The organism is Streptomyces diversicolor (genome assembly GCF_057537855.1).
On sequence record NZ_BAAJXA010000043.1, the window covers coordinates 1 to 19,133 of the forward strand.

At 68.8% G+C, this 19,133-nt stretch carries 18 protein-coding genes; 10 read left to right on the top strand and 8 right to left on the bottom strand.

Features of this window, described 5'->3' with window-relative positions; all coding sequences use genetic code 11:
• From AC27LF_RS36345 to AC27LF_RS36370, 6 genes are all read left to right on the top strand, one after another.
• A partial coding sequence (locus tag AC27LF_RS36345) for an LLM class flavin-dependent oxidoreductase (RefSeq protein WP_479664733.1) occupies positions 1 to 694 on the top strand: 694 nt, incomplete at its 5' end.
• A 43-nt stretch (positions 695 to 737) separates the two neighbouring features.
• The gene (locus AC27LF_RS36350; protein ID WP_479664732.1) at positions 738 to 1,247 is read left to right on the top strand and encodes a flavin reductase family protein; all 510 of its coding nucleotides are present in this window, start codon (positions 738 to 740) and stop codon (positions 1,245 to 1,247) included.
• A gap of 194 nt (positions 1,248 to 1,441) precedes the next feature.
• Positions 1,442 to 2,086, top strand: a complete 645-nt coding sequence (locus tag AC27LF_RS36355) for a histidine phosphatase family protein (protein WP_479664731.1) — start codon at positions 1,442 to 1,444, stop codon at positions 2,084 to 2,086.
• Between the two features lie 149 nt (positions 2,087 to 2,235).
• On the top strand, positions 2,236 to 3,300 hold the full coding sequence (locus AC27LF_RS36360; RefSeq protein WP_479664730.1) for an LLM class flavin-dependent oxidoreductase: 1,065 nt from the start codon (positions 2,236 to 2,238) through the stop codon (positions 3,298 to 3,300).
• Entirely contained in the window at positions 3,297 to 4,613 is a 1,317-nt protein-coding gene (locus AC27LF_RS36365) for an aspartate aminotransferase family protein (protein ID WP_479664729.1), read from the top strand. Before AC27LF_RS36360 ends, AC27LF_RS36365 begins: the two co-directional genes overlap by 4 nt.
• Before the next feature lies 1 nt (position 4,614).
• Positions 4,615 to 5,445: a metallophosphoesterase family protein gene (locus AC27LF_RS36370; RefSeq protein ID WP_479664728.1), complete on the top strand. Its 831-nt coding sequence runs from the start codon at positions 4,615 to 4,617 to the stop codon at positions 5,443 to 5,445.
• A 22-nt stretch (positions 5,446 to 5,467) separates the two neighbouring features.
• On the opposite strand, the gene AC27LF_RS36375 is transcribed toward AC27LF_RS36370, so the two are convergent.
• The 8 genes from AC27LF_RS36375 to phnG all read right to left on the bottom strand — a co-directional run bounded on the left by AC27LF_RS36375 (position 5,468) and on the right by phnG (position 14,223).
• A complete protein-coding gene (locus tag AC27LF_RS36375; protein ID WP_479664727.1) occupies positions 5,468 to 6,337 on the bottom strand; it encodes an IclR family transcriptional regulator in 870 nt (289 codons plus the stop codon).
• A gap of 1,060 nt (positions 6,338 to 7,397) precedes the next feature.
• Entirely contained in the window at positions 7,398 to 8,237 is an 840-nt protein-coding gene (locus tag AC27LF_RS36380) for an inositol monophosphatase family protein (RefSeq protein ID WP_479664726.1), read from the bottom strand.
• The gene (locus AC27LF_RS36385; RefSeq protein WP_479664725.1) at positions 8,234 to 9,433 is read right to left on the bottom strand and encodes an alpha-D-ribose 1-methylphosphonate 5-triphosphate diphosphatase; all 1,200 of its coding nucleotides are present in this window, start codon (positions 9,431 to 9,433) and stop codon (positions 8,234 to 8,236) included. The genes AC27LF_RS36380 and AC27LF_RS36385 overlap by 4 nt, the downstream gene beginning before the upstream one ends.
• Positions 9,430 to 10,155 (bottom strand): phosphonate C-P lyase system protein PhnL, encoded by a 726-nt coding sequence (locus AC27LF_RS36390; protein ID WP_479664724.1) that lies wholly within the window; start codon positions 10,153 to 10,155, stop codon positions 9,430 to 9,432. The genes AC27LF_RS36385 and AC27LF_RS36390 overlap by 4 nt, the downstream gene beginning before the upstream one ends.
• Position 10,156: 1 nt before the next feature.
• Complete coding sequence (locus AC27LF_RS36395) at positions 10,157 to 11,950, bottom strand: alpha-D-ribose 1-methylphosphonate 5-phosphate C-P-lyase PhnJ (protein ID WP_479664723.1); 1,794 nt, start codon at positions 11,948 to 11,950, stop codon at positions 10,157 to 10,159.
• Complete coding sequence (locus AC27LF_RS36400; protein WP_479664722.1) at positions 11,947 to 13,047, bottom strand: carbon-phosphorus lyase complex subunit PhnI; 1,101 nt, start codon at positions 13,045 to 13,047, stop codon at positions 11,947 to 11,949. The genes AC27LF_RS36395 and AC27LF_RS36400 overlap by 4 nt, the downstream gene beginning before the upstream one ends.
• Positions 13,048 to 13,069: 22 nt before the next feature.
• Positions 13,070 to 13,711 carry a phosphonate C-P lyase system protein PhnH gene (locus tag AC27LF_RS36405; protein WP_479664721.1) on the bottom strand — a complete coding sequence of 214 codons (642 nt, stop codon included), beginning with the start codon at positions 13,709 to 13,711 and terminating at the stop codon, positions 13,070 to 13,072.
• Positions 13,708 to 14,223: a phosphonate C-P lyase system protein PhnG gene (gene phnG / locus AC27LF_RS36410; RefSeq protein ID WP_479664720.1), complete on the bottom strand. Its 516-nt coding sequence runs from the start codon at positions 14,221 to 14,223 to the stop codon at positions 13,708 to 13,710. Before phnG ends, AC27LF_RS36405 begins: the two co-directional genes overlap by 4 nt.
• A 572-nt stretch (positions 14,224 to 14,795) precedes the next feature.
• On the opposite strand from phnG, the gene AC27LF_RS36415 reads away from it, so the two are divergent.
• From AC27LF_RS36415 to AC27LF_RS36430, 4 genes are read left to right on the top strand one after another with little or no spacing between them, the layout of a single operon-like run.
• The gene (locus AC27LF_RS36415) at positions 14,796 to 15,668 is read left to right on the top strand and encodes a carbohydrate ABC transporter permease (RefSeq protein ID WP_479664719.1); all 873 of its coding nucleotides are present in this window, start codon (positions 14,796 to 14,798) and stop codon (positions 15,666 to 15,668) included.
• Positions 15,665 to 16,543: a carbohydrate ABC transporter permease gene (locus AC27LF_RS36420; RefSeq protein ID WP_479664718.1), complete on the top strand. Its 879-nt coding sequence runs from the start codon at positions 15,665 to 15,667 to the stop codon at positions 16,541 to 16,543. The genes AC27LF_RS36415 and AC27LF_RS36420 overlap by 4 nt, the downstream gene beginning before the upstream one ends.
• Before the next feature lie 31 nt (positions 16,544 to 16,574).
• The gene (locus AC27LF_RS36425) at positions 16,575 to 17,873 is read left to right on the top strand and encodes an ABC transporter substrate-binding protein (RefSeq protein WP_479664717.1); all 1,299 of its coding nucleotides are present in this window, start codon (positions 16,575 to 16,577) and stop codon (positions 17,871 to 17,873) included.
• A 13-nt stretch (positions 17,874 to 17,886) separates the two neighbouring features.
• Positions 17,887 to 19,017, top strand: a complete 1,131-nt coding sequence (locus tag AC27LF_RS36430) for an ABC transporter ATP-binding protein (RefSeq protein ID WP_479664716.1) — start codon at positions 17,887 to 17,889, stop codon at positions 19,015 to 19,017.
• Positions 19,018 to 19,133: the final 116 nt, after the last annotated feature.

Genomic DNA, 19,133 nt, shown 5'->3' on the forward strand with positions numbered 1-19,133 from the left:
CCATCCTGTATTTGCACAGGCTGGGTCCTCCGACGACGGAATCCAGTTCGGCGGCCGGTTCGGAGAAGCGATATTCACGTCGCAGACCGACCTCAACACGGCCCGCGAGTTCTACAGGCGTGTCAAGCAGCAGGCCCGATTGGCCGGCAGAGAGGCACGCGACATCAAGGTCTTGCCCGGCGTAGTGCCCATTCTGGCACCAACGGTTCGGCGAGCCCAGGAGCTGCGAAACGAGTTGTTTGCTGTCACCGATGTCGAGACCGCACTCAACGCGCTCAAGAGCAACTCGGGCGGGGCCGACCTCACCGGGTATCCACTCGACGCGCCGTTTCCTGACCTTGGGGGTGCGGACGACTTCAACGGCTCCAAGTCGCGCCGCGGTTTCCTGGTCAGAACCGCCCGGGAACGAAACCTGACGCTTCGGCAGGTACTGAAGCTCCTGTCCGGCGGCCGAGGGCATCGCGAGTTCGTAGGCACCTATGACCAGTTCTGCGATGACATGGAGGCTTGGCTGCACGCCGGCGGGGCCGACGGCTTCACCATTCTGCCGCCTTTTCTGCCCGGTAGTCTCGACGAATTCGTCGAAGAGGTGGTTCCTCGCCTTCAGGATCGGGGGCTGATGCGACGCTCGTTCAGCGGTAGCACGCTCCGTGACCACCTGGATCTTCGCCGCCCAGCGGATCGACGCCGCTAGCCCGCTCGCTCTTCGCCTCCGCCCCGCCCAGAAGGACAGTTCCATGACGTCCACGCGCGACCGCGGCACCCACCGGCTCGCCTCCCCCGATCTGCTCCGCTCCGTCTTCCGGCGGCACGCCGCGGGCGTCGCCGTGATCACCGCCCAAGGGAGCGGCGGGCCCGTCGGTTTCACCGCCACCTCCCTCGCCTCCGTCTCCGCCGAGCCCCCACTCCTGTCCTTCGGCGTCGGCACCGGCTCCTCCAGCTGGCCGGTCCTCTCCGAGACCGAGCATGTTGGTGTTCACCTACTCGGCGAGCACCAGGAGAACCTCGCCGGCACCTTCGCACGGAGCGGCGCCGACCGTTTCGGGGCGCCGACCCGTTGGCGCGAGGGCCCCGAGGGTGTTCCCCTCCTGGACGACGTGCTCGCCTGGCTGGTGTGCCGCGTGATGGCGCGCGTACCCGCCGGGGACCACCGCATCGTCCTCGCCGAGGTCGTCGTCGGCGACCCGCCGGATGCCGGCCGCCCCCTCCTCTACCACCAGGGGCGCTTCAACGGGCTCCGCGACTGAGCCCGCCGGCCGGTTACGCGGTGTTGTCGGGATCGGCCACGATCAACGGTGTCATGGGCGCGCGCGGTGACCGCCGCATCGGCGCAGGGTCGTCGAACAGGTTTCGACAATCTTCAGACGCATTACCAATGCTGCGGAAAGGAACATCTGTGCACAGTCCTTCGTCGCTCCTTCGGCCGGCGCCTCCGACGGCCGTGCTGTTCGTGCGCCACGGTGAGACGACCTGGAATCGGGAGGCCCGTTTTCAGGGTCAGTTGGATCCACCGCTCAGCGATCGCGGCGCCAGTCAGGCCGAGGCCCTAGCGGATCGGTTGCGCACCGAGCACTTCGACGCCGGCTATACCAGTGACCTGCGTCGAGCCCGGCAGACCGCAGCCGCCGTCGCCGCCCGGACCGGAGTGGAGTTCGCGGACGAGCCGCTGCTGCGCGAGATCGGGATGGGTGACTGGCAGGGCCTGACCGCCGACCAGGTGAGCAAGCGGCACAGCGCATTGTGGACGCAGTGGCTGACGTGTCCGCGCTGGGACCTGCCACCGGCGGGCGAGGGCACCAAGGCACTCGCGCGACGGGCGGACGCGATGGTGGAGCGCCTCGTCTCACGGCATGCCGGACAGCGGGTCTTGTGCGTCAGCCATGGCGGGTTCGTGCAGGCGGTGCTCGCTCGCGTACTGGATCGCATGCCCTGGGGCCCGTTCCCCTTTCGGGTGGACAACACATCGGTCACCAGCGTTCGCCACGCGGCAGGGGTGTGGTGGATCGACGGTGTGAACGATCTGGCCCACTTGCCACCTGCTGGAACGGGACCTGTCGCCTCACACCGAGGCGTCCAGGAACCGTGAGTCGTCGCCGCCGGCTTCGTCCCTCCGGCAGGCGGCCGCACCGCCGTCCAACGGTGGAGTCACGCCGCACACGGGTCTGCTTCGGTGACTCGACGGACCGGTTGACGCGAGTCCGCCGCCATATCTCTTCCGTACAGGGGAATTCAGTCATGTCTGTGTCGTCATTGCGGCCAGGAGCCGCTGCCGCCTCTTCCCTTCTGCGACCGCTCGAACCGCACGGGGGCGAACTGGTGCGCCTGGGGTACCTTTTGCCGTCCCGTGAGCTGGCGGTGACAGGCGATCTCGGTGCCGAGCGCCTGCTCGCGCTGGCCGATCTGGCGGCGGGGAGCGGGTATGACTCGCTGTGGGTCAGCGATTCGCCGCTCGGCCGCGCGCGGCTCGACGGGCTATCGCTCCTGGCTGCGCTGGCCGGCCGGTTGCCCCGCATCCACCTCGGCACCTCGGTGCTGATCCCCGCCCTGCGGCACCCGATGCTGCTGGCCTACACCCTGGCTTCGCTGGAGCGGCTCGCGCCGGGACGACTCACCCTGGGCGCCGGGGTCGGGCTCCCCGGTCCGGGCTTGACCGAGCAGTTCGCGGCGGTGGGCCTGGACGCCGATCGCCCGTTCGCCCGGATGGAGGACGCGATCGCCGTGTGCCGCCAATTGTGGTCCGCCGACTCAGCGGTCCTCCCCCAGAGCCGATTCACCGCCTTGTCCGGGCCGGTGGACCTTCGGCCCCGGCCGTCGACGCCCGGTGGCCCGCCGTTCTGGATCGGCGGCACCGGGCCCCGCGCACGCCGCCTGATCGCACAGCAGCTGGACGGCTGGATGCCCTACCTGCAAGATGCCTCACAGTACCGGCACGGATGGGACGAGATACAACAGCTGGCTGCCGGCTGCGGCCGGCCCGGCGACGCGATCTCGGCGGCGCTCGTGCCGACTCTTCTCATCGGCGAGTCGCCACGTGAGCAGGCCGAGTTGCGGGACTACTGCGCCCGCTACTACGGCTGCCGGCCTGAAGACCTGGCGAGCCGGCGGCCCGGCTTCTTCGCCGGCAGCGCCGAGGCGTGTCTGGAATGGCTCGCGGGCTTCGTCGAAGCAGGGGCTCGCACACTCATCCTGCGCTTCGCGACCTTGCAGTCGATCGAAGACCAACTCAGCACTGCCGCCCATGATCTCGTTCCCGCGCTGAAGCGGCTCGCTCCTTCACGCAGCCGAAAGGACACCCCGTGAACACCCCACCGGCCACGACGGCCATCGACACCGCCCTCGACCGCGAACAGCTCAGACACGCCAAGACGATCATCGCCGGCGGCGGGTTCGGCACGTTCAAGCTTCCCGACGACATCGACTTCGTCCTCGATCACGCCCACGGGTCGCGGCTGACGAGCCTGGGCGGGCGGACCTTCGTCGATCATGTCCTGTCCTCCGGGCCCATGGTGCTCGGACACGGGCATCCCGAGGTCGTCAAGGCACTCCGCGTACAGCTGTCACGGACTACGACCTCCTACGTGCTCAACAAGCCGGCCATCGAGCTCGCCGAGCACATCTGCCGCCTAGTGCCGTGCGCCGAGTCGGTCAAGCTGCTCGGCGACGGCAGTTCGGCCACGTTCTATGCGCTGCGCCTGGCCCGCTCGTTCACCGGCCGGCCCAAGATCATAAAGTTCGAGGGCGGCTTCCACGGCTACCACGACGCGGTGCTGCACAGCATGAAGCCCGCGGTAGTGGGCAGTGCGATCGCGCAGCCCGACTCCGCCGGCATCCCCTCCCACACCGCCGACGATGTGCTGATCGCCCCGTTCAACGACGCCGCGGCGGTGGCAAGGCTGCTGGCCGAGCACGAGGTCGCGGCGGTGGTCGTCGAGCCGGTGCAGCGCGCCATCGAGCCGGCGCCGGGATTCCTGGCGAAGCTGAAGTCGCTGACCTCTGCGGCCGGAGCACTGCTGGTATTCGACGAGCTGGTCACCGGATTCCGCCTCGGCGTCGGCGGAGCGCAGTCGCACTACGGCGTCACACCGGACTTGTGCGCGCTCGGCAAGATCCTCGGCGGCGGCCTGCCGCTGGCCGCTGTGGCCGGACGCAGCGACGTCATGGAACTCGCCACCCCGGGACGGGCCATGGAGCACGGTGGCATCTGGCTCAGCGGCACTCTGAACGGCAACCCGCTGGCCGCCGCGGCCGGACTGGCGACGCTGCGTGTGCTCACCACCACCGACGCGCTGCACCGGGCGCACGAGCACGGGCGCCGGCTGCGGGCCGGCATCGCCGACATCGCCCGCCGACGCTCGGTCCCACTGCAGGTGATCGGCCCCGACCCCATGATCGAGCCGGTCTTCGGCGAGCACCCGATCACCGACTACGCCACCTACGCGCGCGCCGATCTGGTCACCGGCCGGCGGTTCGGCGTCGAGCTCATCCGCCGCGGCGTCTTCGTCAACCCCGGCGCCAAGTGGTACACCTCCAGCGCACACACCGCTGATGACCTGGAGATCACCCTCGGTGCGGTGGACGCCGCACTGGTCGCGACCCGCGAGATGGAGCACTGAGGTGACCAAGATCGGCCTGATCTCCGATGTCCACGGCAACACCGTCGCCCTGGAGGCGTCGATCGACGCGCTGGGGGCTGACGGCGTCGATCAAATCGTCTGCCTCGGCGACATCGCATACGGGCCCTGCCCACGGCAGGTGCTCAAGCGCGTGCGGGAGGTCTGCTCGACCGTCGTCGCCGGCAACGGTGACAGCTGGCTGGCCGACCCACACGCCGTGGAGCGCGAGCCTGCCTTGCGGCACCGGCGGCTCAAACCGGTCCGCGACCAGCACGCGCAAGCGCTGGCCTGGGCGCGCGCCCAGCTCTCCGGCGACGATCTCGCCTACCTGGGCGGGCTGCCACTGACGGCCGAGCTGCCGCTCGCCGCCGGGCACAACCTGCTGTGCTTCCACGGCTCGCCTCGCCACAACTACGACTTCATCCTTCCCGACACCCGCCCGCGCGACATCGACGACCTGCTCGACGGGCACTCGGCCAGCGTCCTGGCCTCAGGACACTCGCACCAGCAGATGCTGCGCAAGCACCGTGACATCACGCTGATCAATGTGGGAAGCGTCGGCCGGGCTCCGATCCGGTTCCCGTGGCCGGCCTGGCTGCCCGACGCCCGCGACCTTCCCGACGCGGCCGCCTCCGGCGAATACCGGGCAGTCGCCGAGTACGCCGTGATCACCGCGACGGAGCAGGCGATCTCGATCGAGTTCAAGCAGCTGGCACTGGACGCCGAGCAGATCGTCGCCATGACCGTAGAAAGCGGGATCCCCGGTGGCGCCGCCTACTTCGGCGAGCTGCGCGACTTCGGCGAGCCGCCCGAGCCACGCGCACAGGGCTGATCCCTCCCGGCGCCGAAGGCAGTCAGTCGTGGAGGGCCGAGCAGTAGGGCCGCCACGAAGAATTCGCGAGAGGAAGCGCCTCATCGACCCGCCCTCCGATGGACCTGGTGGTCCGCGCCGCCGCGATCTGCACCAGCTCGGCCAGACCGTGCTCACGGCGGGACTGGTAGCGGCCGGCCGGCATGGCGACGAACACGTCGCCGACGACATGAGCCGTGGAGTCCCAGATCGGGACCGCGATACCGACTGTCGTCGGCTCGTGCCGACGCCGGTAGATGGCGTAGCCGCGACGTCGGGTCTGCTCGACGTCCGTGCGCAGCACGGCCAGCTCGTCGTGTGGGGCGTCGGCCAACTGCGCGGAGACGATCTGCTCGCGGGTCGGCTCGGGAAGGAACGAGAAGATGCCCAGTCCCGTCGAGCCGTGCGTCAACGGCATCCACTGGTGCAACTCCGTGACGTAGCGAAGCTGCTGAGTGGATTCGACCGAGGCGACCAGCATCATCTGCTCCCGGCCGCTGTCGTACACGCCGAGCATGGCCGTCTCGTCGATCTGCGAGACGAGCCGGCGCAGGTGAGGCATCGCGGCCTCGCGCAGCCCGTGACCGGAGGTGGCCTTCCAGGCCAACCGGTAGAATTCGGCCGCGAGCGAATAGCTGCCGCGTTCATCGTGATTGATCATCGCCGCTTGATGCAACAGACGAAGCAGCCGATGGACGCTGCTGGTCGGCATGCCGAGGCCCTCGGCGATGTCCCTGACGCCATAGCTCTGCTTGCCGTCATCGACCATGAAGGTGATCAACTGGAGGGCCCGGGTCACCGGTTCCCTGACACGTGCGGGCTGACCGGCTTCGGAGCTGCGGACCTGGTCCGAGGCGGCATTCACTTCAAGCATCTCCCGCGCGACGAGGCGCTCTGCGACGGCGCGGTCAGACCAGACAGCGGCTTGACCGGCGCAAATTCCCTTATAAGGGAAAACCTTACCACTAATCGAGTCGGCGGCGTCGCCGTCACGCGCTGAGCGGAAAGGCGCGCGCCAAGGACCTGCGTGCCGCCATCGGCCCGGGGTCCCAGCAGGCTGTGACCGCCCGCTCGATCGCCACTGATCAACCGTCAAGTGCGCTTGCCAGGAGTTCGCTGTGCCAGCCACGTTCACCGAACCGCCCACTTGTACCGGCGTGGCGGGACGCGGTCGGGTTGGCCGCTCGTAGCGTGCCACAGGACACCGGGCCGGGTGACTCGTGAACCGTCTGCCGTGGGCCGACATCCCGCCCAGTGGCACATCGCCCCCGGCGAGACCGTCGTCGATATCCCTGCCGCAGCGACCAGCCGAGTCCGTGGACGACCATCCGGAGGCCAGGATCTGGTCCCCCCACAGGCCACGCGCCGCGCCCCGGAGGCGTCGTCGGCGCCGACGTGCTGAGCGAGCACGTGGCCGGCGCCACAATCAATGTGCAGAATCCTGCGTCCGCTCTGTGCCCTGGCCGCCGTCCTCGGCAGTCCGGACGGCCCGGCCCGCGCGCGGGAGCTGCTGGCGACCAGGCGCAAAGTTTCTCTGCGGCTCTCCATGACGGATTGATACCGGCGAAGCCCAGCGGCGTTCTTCCCCGCGTCTGGAATACGGTCGCCCCAGGATCCGCCCTGCCAGGTGGTGAAGTGGGTCAGCAGACACCGGCCGGGCCGCCGGGAACACCCAGCGGCCAACCCTTGGCCGACCCTGAGGACTTCGAAGGCAGGGAAGGACGGACAGCCACCGGCTCCACCACAGTGCCGTGACGCACGACACGGAAGACGGCGCCTCAACGCCGATGTTGCTGGCCCCTCCCACCATGCCTCCGCACGGCCTCTGGAACGTTACGCCCCGGCCCGGCGTCGACGCGGTCGCCCAGCACGTCGCCGAGCGCGACCCTACGGCCCGTCGCCCGAGGTGAGCCCAGGCAGCCAGGATTTCAAGATCATCTCGCGGCCCCTTCGGGGCTGATCTCGGCGATCCCCCGGATACGTTCCACGACGCATCGGGCCAGTTCGGTGTCGGCGGCGTAGACCCCGCTCCACCGGCGGGTGAGGTCGGTGTCGAATTCGATGGGCCGGTCATGGAGATCCTGGAGGGCGCCGGTGCCGAGCCGATCGAGTGTGGCGGCGAAACCGAGGTCGACGAGGCGGTGGGTGTCGCTGCCGGCATCGGCGAAGGCGTCGATCGATCCGTCGGCGACGAGAGCGGTCTCGATGGTGGTGCAGGAGAGGACACGGACTCGTTTCGCCGAGGAGGCGATCGCCCACCATCCCCGACCGGCGGGCTTGTCTGTGTGCGGCCGGAGGAGGTCGACGGCGGCGTCCGCTAGCGCGATTCCGCGTCGTGGTGTCAGCGGTTTGCGGTGGGGGCCGTAGGCGCCACGGTCGGATGCGTGCCAGGTGTGGCCGGTTTCAAGCCAGCACGTGATCGCTTGCTCGAAGCCGCCGTCGGTGACGAGGGCGGCGGAGAAACAGGCGATGGGAACACCTGCGGCTGCGTTGGCGCTGCCGTCGAGGGGATCCATGACCAGGGTGAGCGCATGGCCGTCGTCGATGTGGCCGGCTTCCTCGGACAGGACGTTGACGGGCAGGGGTTCGAGCGCGTTGAGGATGGCTTCCTCGACGAGAAGGTCGATGGCCATGGTGGCGGTTCCGTCGGCGCCGATGCGGTCAACGGCTTCGAGTTCTTCGCGGGTGTGACTGGTTCTTACCGCGTGGTAGGCGGCGTGGGCCGCGCGGGCGGCTGTGGTCAGGGCGGGGTGGAGATGTTCTTCTGGGGTCACCGCTGGGCTCCGAAGGCGGTTTGTCCGGCGATCCAGGTCTGGGTGACGACGGGCTGGCCGTGCAGTTGCTTGACCGCCACGATGTCCGCACGCTTGCCGGGTTCGAGGGTGCCGCGGTCGGTCAGGTTGGCCGCCTGGGCCGGGTTGGCGGTGACGAGGCGGATCGCGTCGGCCTGGGCGGCGATTCCCTCGTCTGCGATCTTGTAGACGCAGCGCAGGAGCGCGGGCGGGTAGTAGTCGGAGGCCACGATGTCAAGGAGGCCGGTGTTGAGTGCCTCTCGGGCGGAGAGGTTGCCGGCGGTCTGGCTGGCTCCGCGCAGCAGGTTGGGAGCGCCCATGACGGTGGCGAGACCCTGTGCCCGGGCTGCTGCCGCCGCGTCTTTCGTGACCGGGAATTCGACGATGCGGGCACCGAGTTCGCGGGCTCGCCGGACGTCTTCGGGGGTGTCGTCGTCGTGGGAGGCCAGGGTGATGTCGTAGGCGAGGGCGAGCGCGGCGAGTTCGTCCCGGACGGCCGCGACATAGGGTTGCCGTGCGTAGCGCTTGGCGAGGGCTTCGTCGAGATTCTGCGAGCCACGGTGGCTCAGGGCAGCGCGCCAGTCAGCCTCGCGTTTGAATTGCCCTTGACCGGGTGTGTGGTCGAGGTAGGACATCAGGGAGATGTCGCCGGCCTCGACAAGCCGGCGGATGGTGTCGAGGTGCTCGGTGGTCACGTCCACGCGCAGATGGATCCGGTGGTCGGCACGCAAGTGGGCTTTGAGCGTGCGCATGGCGTCGACCGCGGCCAGTGCCTGGTCCAGGGTGCGGGATTTGGTGATGTCGTCCTGGATGGCGATGCACGCGTAGTGGGTGGTGATGCCCCAGGCAGTGGCTTCGGTGTCGAGGACGATGAGCGCGTCCGTGAGGGGGAAACTGTACGAAGACCGGGGGCGGGCGCGTTGGTCCCAGCAGTCGGAGTGCAGGTCGACCAGGCCGGGGATGAGGTCGACGTCGCCGAGTCCCACGACCGTGGCGCCGGGTTCCGGTTGGGGGCCGACGGCGGTGATGGTGCCGTCGGCGATGGTGAGGTAGCCGGGTTGGCCATCGGTGGCGTGCCCGGTGGCGGTGTAGATGCGGGCGGCGTGCAGGGCGACGTGGTTCCCGGCCGCGTGATCGGTTCCGGCTACATGACTACCGGTGCGATGTGTTGCGTTCATGAGACCTCCGAGTGCTGGATCTTCTTGTGGTGGGACACCTGGCCGTCGGCGAGGGTGACGACGCTGTCGGCGACGCGGGTGATGACGTCGGGGTCGTGGAAGACGGAGACGACCGCGGTGCCCCGCCGGGTCAGGTTCTCGATCCGACGCAGGACGAGGTCGCGGTTGGCCGGGTCGAGGGCGGAGATGGGCTCGTCGAGCAGGAGCAGCGGGGGCGGGGCGATGGTGCCGGCAGCGATGTTGACCCGTTGCTTCTCGCCGCCGGACAGGAGTGTCGGGTAGACGTTCCACAGGCGCTCGCCGATGTTCAGTTCGCGCAGGGTGCCGGTCGCGGCATCGTGGGCCTGGCCCGGGCCGAGGCCCAGCCTGGCGGCGGCCTTGGTGACGAGATCGAGGACGCTGCGGCGTGGTTCGGAGCGCAGGAACTGCGACACATAGCCGATGTGACGTTCCCGCAGGTCGGCGACTCGTTCGGCCTCCTGGGCGGCGATGTCGACCTGGCCGCGGTCGGTGTGCACGGTGATCGAGCCGCTGGTCGGCAGGTAGGTGCGGTAGATGCACTTGAGCAGGGTCGACTTGCCGGAACCGTTGGTGCCGGCGAGGGCGACGTGTTCGCCGCGGTGCACGGTGAGGTCGACGCCCCGCAGGCCCTCGATGCGGCGACCGGTGTGGTGCAGGACGAAGGTCTTGGTGAGGGCGCGGACGGTCAGGACTTCTGTCATGTCAGCCTCGGGCCGCGGCGACAAGCCGCTGACTGTAGGGGTGCTGGGGGTCTTCGAGGAGCTGGTCGGTCAGGGTGGACTCGACGATGCGGCCTTGGTGCATGACCAGGGTGCGCCGGCACAGCAGTTCGACGACCGCGAAGTCGTGGGAGACGACGACGGCGGCGAGGTGGAACTCTTCGATCAGGCCCCGGATGAGGTCGAGGACGCCGGCAGCGACGGAGGCGTCGAGGCCGGTGGTCGGCTCGTCGAGCAGCAGGATGGACGGTGAGCTGGCGATGGCCTTGGCGATCTGAACCCGTTGGCGCATGCCACCGGAGAAGGTGTGCACGGGGTCGTCGATACGTGCCTCGGGGATCTCGACTCGCTTGAGCAGCTCCCGCACCGTTCCTCGGATGGTGTGGAAACTGCGCTGTCCGGCGGCGGCGAGCGGGACGGCGACGTTGCCGCCGGCGCTGAGCCGCAGGTCCAGGCCGCGGGCGGCGTCCTGATGGACAAGGGAGAGCTGACCGACACGCAGGGCCCGCCGCTGGGCCGTGTCGAGGCGGTACAGATCGGTGAGCTCGTGTGGTCCGCGGAGCAGGACCTGTCCTTCGTCCGGGGGGAGGTCACCGGTCAGACACCGCAGCACGGTGGACTTGCCGGATCCGGACTCACCGACGATGCCGAGAGCTTCAGCAGCATTGACGGAGAACGAGATGGCCTGCGCCGCGGTGAAGGACCCGTAGCGGACGAGCAAGTCGTGTGCCTGAAGAGCCGGGCCGTCTGGGCTGGATCGCTTCTTCGGCGTGGCGGTCGGCGCGGCAGCCGCCGTGGCAGTGAGCTTGTCAGGAGGGGTGACGGTTTCGGCTGTGTGGCGCCTGACCGCCCGCCGGCCTGGTGCCGAACCCGAGCGGGCGCAGGAGCCGGGCTCGCGTTGTACGGCGCACCAGTCGGTGTCGCTGCAGAGCCAGCGTCCACCGGCGCCGGTCGGGTCCGGGACTTCGACGAGGTAGCTGGTGGTACTGCCGCAGCGGGTGCATCGGCCGGGCAGGGATTCGACGGTGAATTCCAGGTCGTCGAAGGTGAGTGGTTCGACGCGAGTGTGCGGGGGGATCGCGTAGATGCGGCGTTCGCGGCCGGCACCGAAGAGGGTGAGGTGCTCGGCGTGATCCAGCTTGGCCAGGTCCCACTTCGGGATCGGGGACGGCGACATGATGTAGCGGCCGCCCACAACAACCGGGTAACCGCTGGCCCGGGTGGTGGTACCCGACCGCACGATGTCTTCGTAGACACTCACCCACATCAGCGCGTAATCCTGTTCGGCATGCATCCGAAGCGCTTCGTCCAGGCGTCGCTCCACGGTGCGCAAGGGCTCGGGAACCGGGACCTGCAGGACGAGCAGCTGGTCGCTGCGCAGTGGTCGTTCCGGGATGCGGTGGCGGCTTTGGATCAGCGACGCGTCGCGGGTGCTGTTGGTTTCGGCCACGCCTGTGGTCTGGATGATCAGCCGCCGCAGGTTTGCGGCGCTCACCGCGCCGTCGTCACCCTGGTCGATGACTTTGACGACGTCACCGGCTTCGATGACGCTCAGGCTGACCTGCAGACCACCGCTGCCCCAGCCCCGGGGTACCGGCATTTCCCGTGAAGCGAAGGGAACTTGGTGCCCCGGGGTGGCCACGGCCTTGAGGATGACGCGGCGGATGTCGCGTTTGGTGTCCTCATCCAGCAGCGCGAAACTGTCGGTCTGGGGCGTGCCGGCCAGCTGCTGGACGCTGGTACGAGGCGAGGTGACGGTGACGGCGGCATCGGTCATGGGGCGGATCCCGGAGTTGGTGTCGTGCTGCGGGCGCGCAGCGCGGCCTTGAGGTCGGCCTTGGCGCGGAAGGTGACGTAGTGCGGCAGTTTCAGGTGTTCGATCAGGCCGTTGGCGTCCATGCCGTCGGCCGTGCGCAGGATGCGTTGCTCAAGTTCGGTGTGACCACGGTCGCGTTCGAGGAGGATGTCCAGACAGGCCATCGCCATCGCTTTGCGTTCGTTCTGGCCGAAGCACAGTCCGTAGCCGAGATCGAAGCGGCTGATGTCCTCGTCGGTGCGGTCAAGGTCCTCGACGGCTTCGGCTTCGGTGACGCGCACGTCGCCCAGGTGCACCGCACCGCCGGTGAGCGGGTTGGTCACCCGCACGGGCAGATACCCGGTCCGTAGTTCCCCGGCGAGGACGCTGTGGTCGTACTGGCCGGAGTCGAGGTACTGGGTGTACCAGTGCAGTACCAGGGCGTTGGTCTCGCCCCGGGCGAGCAGGGCCAGTCGGGCCGAACGGTCCGACTCCAGGGTGTGCGGCTGGCGGGTGACATCGATCGGGTCGGGGTCTCCCGGCGCTGCTCGCGGCACCATCATGTCGTGGGCCTTGAGCAACTCGTACAGTCGGCCGGGAGGTGTGTCGCTGCGGGTGGGGGCCGTACCCGCGTGGGGCCCGGCGTCGCCGGGGTGCCCGGCCGGCCGATCGGGCCGATCGGCTGGTGCCGGGGCGGGCCCAGGTGGTTGGTCGCGCTGAAGGATGCGGGGCATGTAGTCGCGGGTGCGCCCGAGGATCTGCCGTCCAGGAGGTGTGCGGTAGGCCGGCACGACCCGCCGCAGCGGGATGAGTTCGTCTGCGTCGACCGCAGGGGTGGTGCCCAGCCGCGGCAGGCTGAGCCGGAACGACCGCACCAGGTAGGCGGCCTCGACGCTGTCGCCTTCGGCCTGCCGGAACGCGCGGGCGGCGGTGGCCTCGTCCCACAGGCCGCCTTCGGACATGATCTGGTCGACGACGATCCGCAGCCGCCCGGTGATCTGGTCCAGGTCCAGCGGCCGGCTGATGTCCTCGTGATGGCGTTGGGCGACCAGGCGGGCGGCGGCCTCGATAGCGGCCAAGCCAGGCGATTGGTAGGCCATCTCAGTGCTCCTGCCAGGTGATGGTGCTGCTGCGGGGAAGTCCCAGCACCCGGCCGTCACCGTCGAACAGCCACAGGTCGATCCCTGTCGGAGGGTGACTGCAACTCTGCCGCCGATCACGCAGGATCGCCTCAAGGTTGCTCACACCGGGGTCGACCACGACGGTGAGGCTGTCGGCGACACCGGGGCCGCTGATGCACAGCCGCACGGTATGGACGGTGGACGGGGTCGGGTGGATGGCGGTGACGCCGATGGCGACGGACGCACCCTGTTCGGGTGCGGCCGCGCTACCGCGGGCCAGCTCCAACAGCTCGCCGTCTTGTGGGGGGCGGGCGTAGGCCACGAGTTCGGCGCGGGCCGGGTCGGTGAGCCGCGCCCCGGTGTGCTCGGCGATCTCGTCGCAGGCCGGCGCCGCCAGGCCGGGCAGGGCGATGGCGGTGTCACGGGAGGCGAGCGCCAACGGCAGCCGGCAGGCGGGCGGGACGGGGTTGCGCAGGAAGCCGGGTGGAAGGATCTCTTCGATGCGCCCGGGTTGCGACAGCGTCGCGAGCAGAGCGCGGAAGGTTCGACCGCTCCACGCCTGCAAGGGTGACTGCCGAGGGGCGATCGGCGCGTGGGGGATCGAGGCTGTGGGGATGCTCATCCGCCCAGCTCCTCGAATGCGACGGCGGTTGCCGAGATGTCGGCCATCTCAGCAGTTCGGTGCGCGGAAAGCTCGCCTCGGGTCCTCGCGCACAACTCAAGAATGCCGGCGCGGTACTCCTCTCCGGCCTGGAATGCCGCGTCGCAGACCGCGGCCGCGACGGTCGCTTCCGGATCGTCGCCGAGGCGCATGGCCCACCCGATGTGTGCGCCCAGGCGCAGCCGGGCTTCGGTGACCAGAACATCGCCCAGGTAGAAGCGGCGCCGTTCAACGGGTTCGCGTATCTGCAGCAGCACGGTGCCCAACTGTGGCCCGCTGAGCATGGAAGCCTCCAGCTCGGTCAGGCAGGCATCGGCGACCTGGACAAGGGCGTCGCGGTCGGCGCGGGCGAGCAGGCCCACTCGGGTGTCCCGGTCGGCGTCTGTGCTGGTCGAGGGCGGCGCAGGGACGGTGGGTCCGCTGGCGTGGGCTGTGGTGGTGGTTTCGGTATCGATGGTCGGCTGTCCTGTCATGCGAGTGGGTCGGGTTGAGCGGGGATGGCGATGCGCAGCCGGATGGCGTCTTCGAGGGCGCAGACGGCTGCCGCTGGAGCCGTCTGCGTGTCATCACCCGTACGCCGTCCGACCCGGCAATCTCCTGACGTCCTTTGCGCTGGGGTCACGACGACGTCACACAGGTGCATCCGTTCATTCCTTGCCGGTGCCCGGAGCACGAGCGAGATCGGGTCGGTCTCGGGCCCGCGCGCCACGACTGGCGCGCCAAGCGGCGTTGCGCTCTACGGCTGTTCGCACAACCAGTGACCGCTTGTCGGCCTGCGCAAGAAGGCTTGCCCGTCGCTCTCGGTCGATGGGATCTGACGAATATCGAGTGGCCTTCCTTGCCGAAGGGCCGCGCTCGCCCTTCGATCTCGGTGATCGATCGACGACGGTACGGGCCCCGAAGTTCACATGTCAACTCCAAAAGTTCTCTGAGAGGATTTCCCGAGCGTTAACCAGCGAGACGCCTTGAGGTCGGGAACGCCCTCGTACGCTCTGCCGCCGTGAGAACCGCTGTAAGCCCGAACGAAACACCGAAACGTCTCCGGTTGCGTGAGGCCAGGGTGACCGCGGCGCTGCTGGGGCCGGCTTTCGCCTTCCTGGTCGCGTTTGTCGTGCTGCCCGTCCTGGCCGTGGGCGCGCTGGCGCTGCTGAACTTCGATCCGCTCAGTCAAGAAACGAGCTTTGCCGGCCTGGACAACTGGCGCCGGGTGCTGGCCAGCCGGGAGTTGTGGCAGGCGACCGGGAACACGCTCCTCTACACCGCGCTGACCGTGCCCGCCGAGGTCGGTCTCGGCCTGCTGATCGCGCTCGCCATCCGGGCCGCTGGCCGCGGCGCCGGACTGTGGCGGACGGCCTACTTCGCCCCGACGGCGGCCACCATGGCCGCGATGTCGGTTGTCTGGCGGTGGCTGTTCTACCCGGATGTCGGCATCTTCGACGAGACGATCGGTCGGCTCGTCGGGCAGGACGGCTGGCTCGGGTCGACGACGCTGGCCCTGCCCGCGGTCGCGATCGTCGGCAGCTGGGCGGGGATCGGATCGTGCGTGGTGATGTTCCTCGCCGGCCTGTCGAACGTGCCCGCCCACCTGGAGGACGCCGCCCGGATGGACCGGGCCGGTGCCTGGCACCGGTTCTGGTCGGTGATCTGGCCCGCGATCGGGCCGGCCACCACATTCGCACTGGTCATCACGACACGTGACTCACTGCGTGTGTACGACCAGGTCCGGGTCATGACCGACGGCGGACCACAGCAGAGCACCAGCACCCTGTCGTTTGCCGCCTGGCAGCGCGGGGTGAGCTATCTCGACATCGGCGGCGGCTCCGTGATCAACGCCGTACTGCTGGTACTGGTCCTGATCACGGTGGCGGTGCAGTTGCGCCTCGGGGGGCGCCGCTGGGAAAAGGACGGTCGCCGATGAGTACGGCAACGATGCCCCGCAAGCCTCCGCGGCTCGCCCGCCGCCAGGTCACTGACAGCCGCGGCATATGGGTCCGCTGGAGCTTGCGCGCCGTGCTCGCCGCGGGGGCCGTGTTCATGCTGACCCCGTTCGCGCTCATGGCGCTGGCCGCGGTCACCCCGAACAAGCACCTCAAACCCGGGTCGGTGAGCTTGTCAGGCTTCACGCTGGACAACTTCCGGCAGGCATGGCACGACGTCGACTGGCCCGGCCTGTACCTGAACACGGTGGTCGTCGTCGCGGTGGTGTTCGTGGCGCAGGTGCTGACCTCGCTGCCCGCCGGCTACGCCCTGGCCCGGCTGCGGTTCCGCAACCGCGAGCTGTCCTTCTGGACGGTCATGCTCTGCCTGGCGATACCACCGCAGGTGACCGGAATCCCGGTCTTCTACGCCCTGTCCAAAGTCAACCTGCTGGACAGCTACACCGCACTGGTACTGCCGAGCGTCGGCAGCGCGTTCGGTATCTTCCTGTTCCGCCAGTTCGTGCTCTCCCTGCCGCAGAGCGTTTTCGACGCAGCCCGGCTGGACCGGACCGGACCGGTCGCGATGGTGTGGCGCATCGTGCTGCCCAACGTCAGGCCCGCGCTGGCGGCGTTCGCCGTGTTCACGGTGGTGGGGCACTGGAACGATCTGTTCTGGCCCTCGGTGCTGTTGCGCTCCGACCGGGCGGCCACGGTGCCCTACGGCATCGCACGCTACGCCTCGCCGGACAGCCTCAGCAGCTACGGCACCCAGATGGCCGCGGCGACGCTGGCCACGCTGCCGCTCCTGCTCTTCTTCCTCCTCGTCCAGCGCCAGTTGGTGCGCGGCATCGCGCTGACCAACGGCGGCGAATAAGCCTCCATCCACCCCAGTGAAGGAAATCCCGATGAACGTCACGATATCCCGCAGGCGTGCCCTGATGGGGGCGCTCGCCGTTGCCGCCGCCGGCACGACCACCGCGTGCGGAAGCAGTAGCGGTACCGGCAACACCGACGCCAAGACGATCAACCTGCTCATCCCGACCGATCCCAAGATCGCTGGCAATGTCCAGGCAACCCTGGGGGCCGAGTTCACTCGCCGGACCGGCATCACGGTGAAGCTGGAGAAGGCGGGCGGGCCGTGGTGGCCCGATGTCGACACCCGGCTCCAGGCGGATCTCACCTCGGGCCACCGCCCCGACGTCGCGCTCGTGGGCACCAATTCGGTGCGCACCTACGTCGACAGCAAGCTGGCGCAGCCACTCGACGACCTCATGAAGCAAGCGGATTTCGACGCCTCGCAGTACTCTCCGGCCTTGCTGGGCGTGGACAAGATGGACGGCCGCACGATGGGCGTTCCCTACTCCGTCAGCACGACCGTGCTCTACCTCAATGTGAACGCGCTGCGTAAAGCCGGACTCGATCCCGACCGGACACCAGCCACCTTCAGCGAGCTGAAGAGGTACGCGACCGAAGTCGTCAAGAGCAAGGCCGCCCGGTACGGAGTCGCCTGGCCCTACGACACCAACTCCAACTTCGGACTGCAGAACATGCTCCGCTCCGCGGGCGGGTCGCTGATGGACCGGGACGAGAAGCACGTGACAGTCAACAAGCAGCCTGTGGTGCGGCTGCTGCAGTACTGGCGCGACCTCGTGGCGGACGGCACCAGCACCGTCATCACCTCGGCCGACCTGACCGCGGCCTTCATCCGCGGTGACATCGCCATGATGCTGCAGAGCTCGGCGCAGACCAGCAGCGTTGCCGACGGAGCCTCGTTCTCGCTCCGCACCGACGTCTCGCCCGTGCCCGACGGCGGCCGCCGTCGCACACCGGCCGGTGGTGGGTCCGCGGTGATCCTCACCGAGAACGAGAAGGTGAAACGCTCGGCATGGCGGGTGATCCAGGAACTGATCGGGCCGTCCGGGCAGACACAGTTGGTGAAGACGACCGGCTACACATCGGCCAACCAGCAGGCACTCACCGATCCCCGCTATCTGAAGAACTACCTGGACAGTGACCCACTGCGTGCCGCCGGTACCCACGCGATCAAGACGCTGGTGCCCTGGTATCAGTTCCCCGGCTCACACGCGGAGGAGGCGCAGGACCGGCTCAAGGACGCGGTTGTCGCGGCGTTGAGCGGCACCAAGCCGGTTCAGCAGGCGCTGGACGAAGCAGCACAGTCCATCACCGGTCTCGTCACCCGATGAAGTAGGTGTGTTCATGAGCACGACCACGGTGAGAGCCGAACAGGCAAGGCAGACGACGGCCCCCGGCCGGCCGGTCGGCGTCGAGGGGATCACGAAGGTCTACCCCGGCGGCAGGCATGCGCTCGACGGTATAGAGCTGGCCGTGGAGCCGGGTACGTTCGTCGTCCTGCTGGGCCCCTCGGGATGCGGAAAGACAACCCTGTTGCGCTGTATCGCTGGCCTTGAGCGGATCTCCGAGGGCCGGACGATGATCGGCGGCGAGGACATGACCCACCGCGAACCGGGTGACCGGGGTGTCGCGATGGTCTTCCAGAACTATGCCCTCTACCCGACCAAGACCGTACTGGAGAACATCGAATACCCCTTGCGCATGGCCAAGGTCCCACGCCAGGCCCGCCGCCGGCGGGCGCGTGAGATGGCCGAGCTGCTACGCCTTGGACCAGTGATGGGATCGCGGCCCGCCCAGCTCTCCGGCGGACAGCGACAGCGCGTCGGTATCGGACGGGCACTGGTACGCGAACCCAACGTGCTGCTGATGGACGAGCCACTGTCCAATATCGACGCGGAGCTGCGCGGCGAGTTGAGGACGGAGATCCGGCGCCTGCAGCGCCACAGCGGTGCGACGACGTTCTATGTCACGCACGACCAGGCCGAAGCCCTCGCCCTCGCGGACCGGCTCGTGGTGATGCGTGACGGGCGGATCGAGCAGGACGGCCCGCCCGAGCAGGTCTACCAGCAGCCGGCCACCCGGTTCGTCGCCTCCTTCCTCGGCAGCATGAACATCCTCGACCTGACCGGGTCGCACCCCGTCCTGCCCGCGCGACTACGTGCCGCGCTCGCCGAAGACCGGCTTGGTTGTTTCGGTGTCCGGCCGGAAGACCTCCGAGTGGTGCCGGGGCCCGAGGACGCCACCGGCGCGGACCTCGTGCTGCACGGCACGGTCGAGGAGAACGAACTGCTGGGCCGGGAACGGCTCGTGCACTTCCGTACCGGCGATGAACAGCGCGTCCGGGTGCGCATGCACGCCGATCAGACGGTGCCCGCCGTGATCACGGTCGCGGCGAACACCGCGGACATCCACCTCTTCGACACCGCGGACCGACGGCTCCCCGACACGCTGCCGCCCTCGAACGGATCACACTAGAACGAACCACTGCTCGATTCGGACGCCGGAACTGCGGGTGAGTATGCGAACCAAGCTCCGGTCCGGGCACCGAAGTTTGCGTGCGTCTCCGTCCAGCCACGCATCACCAGACCGAG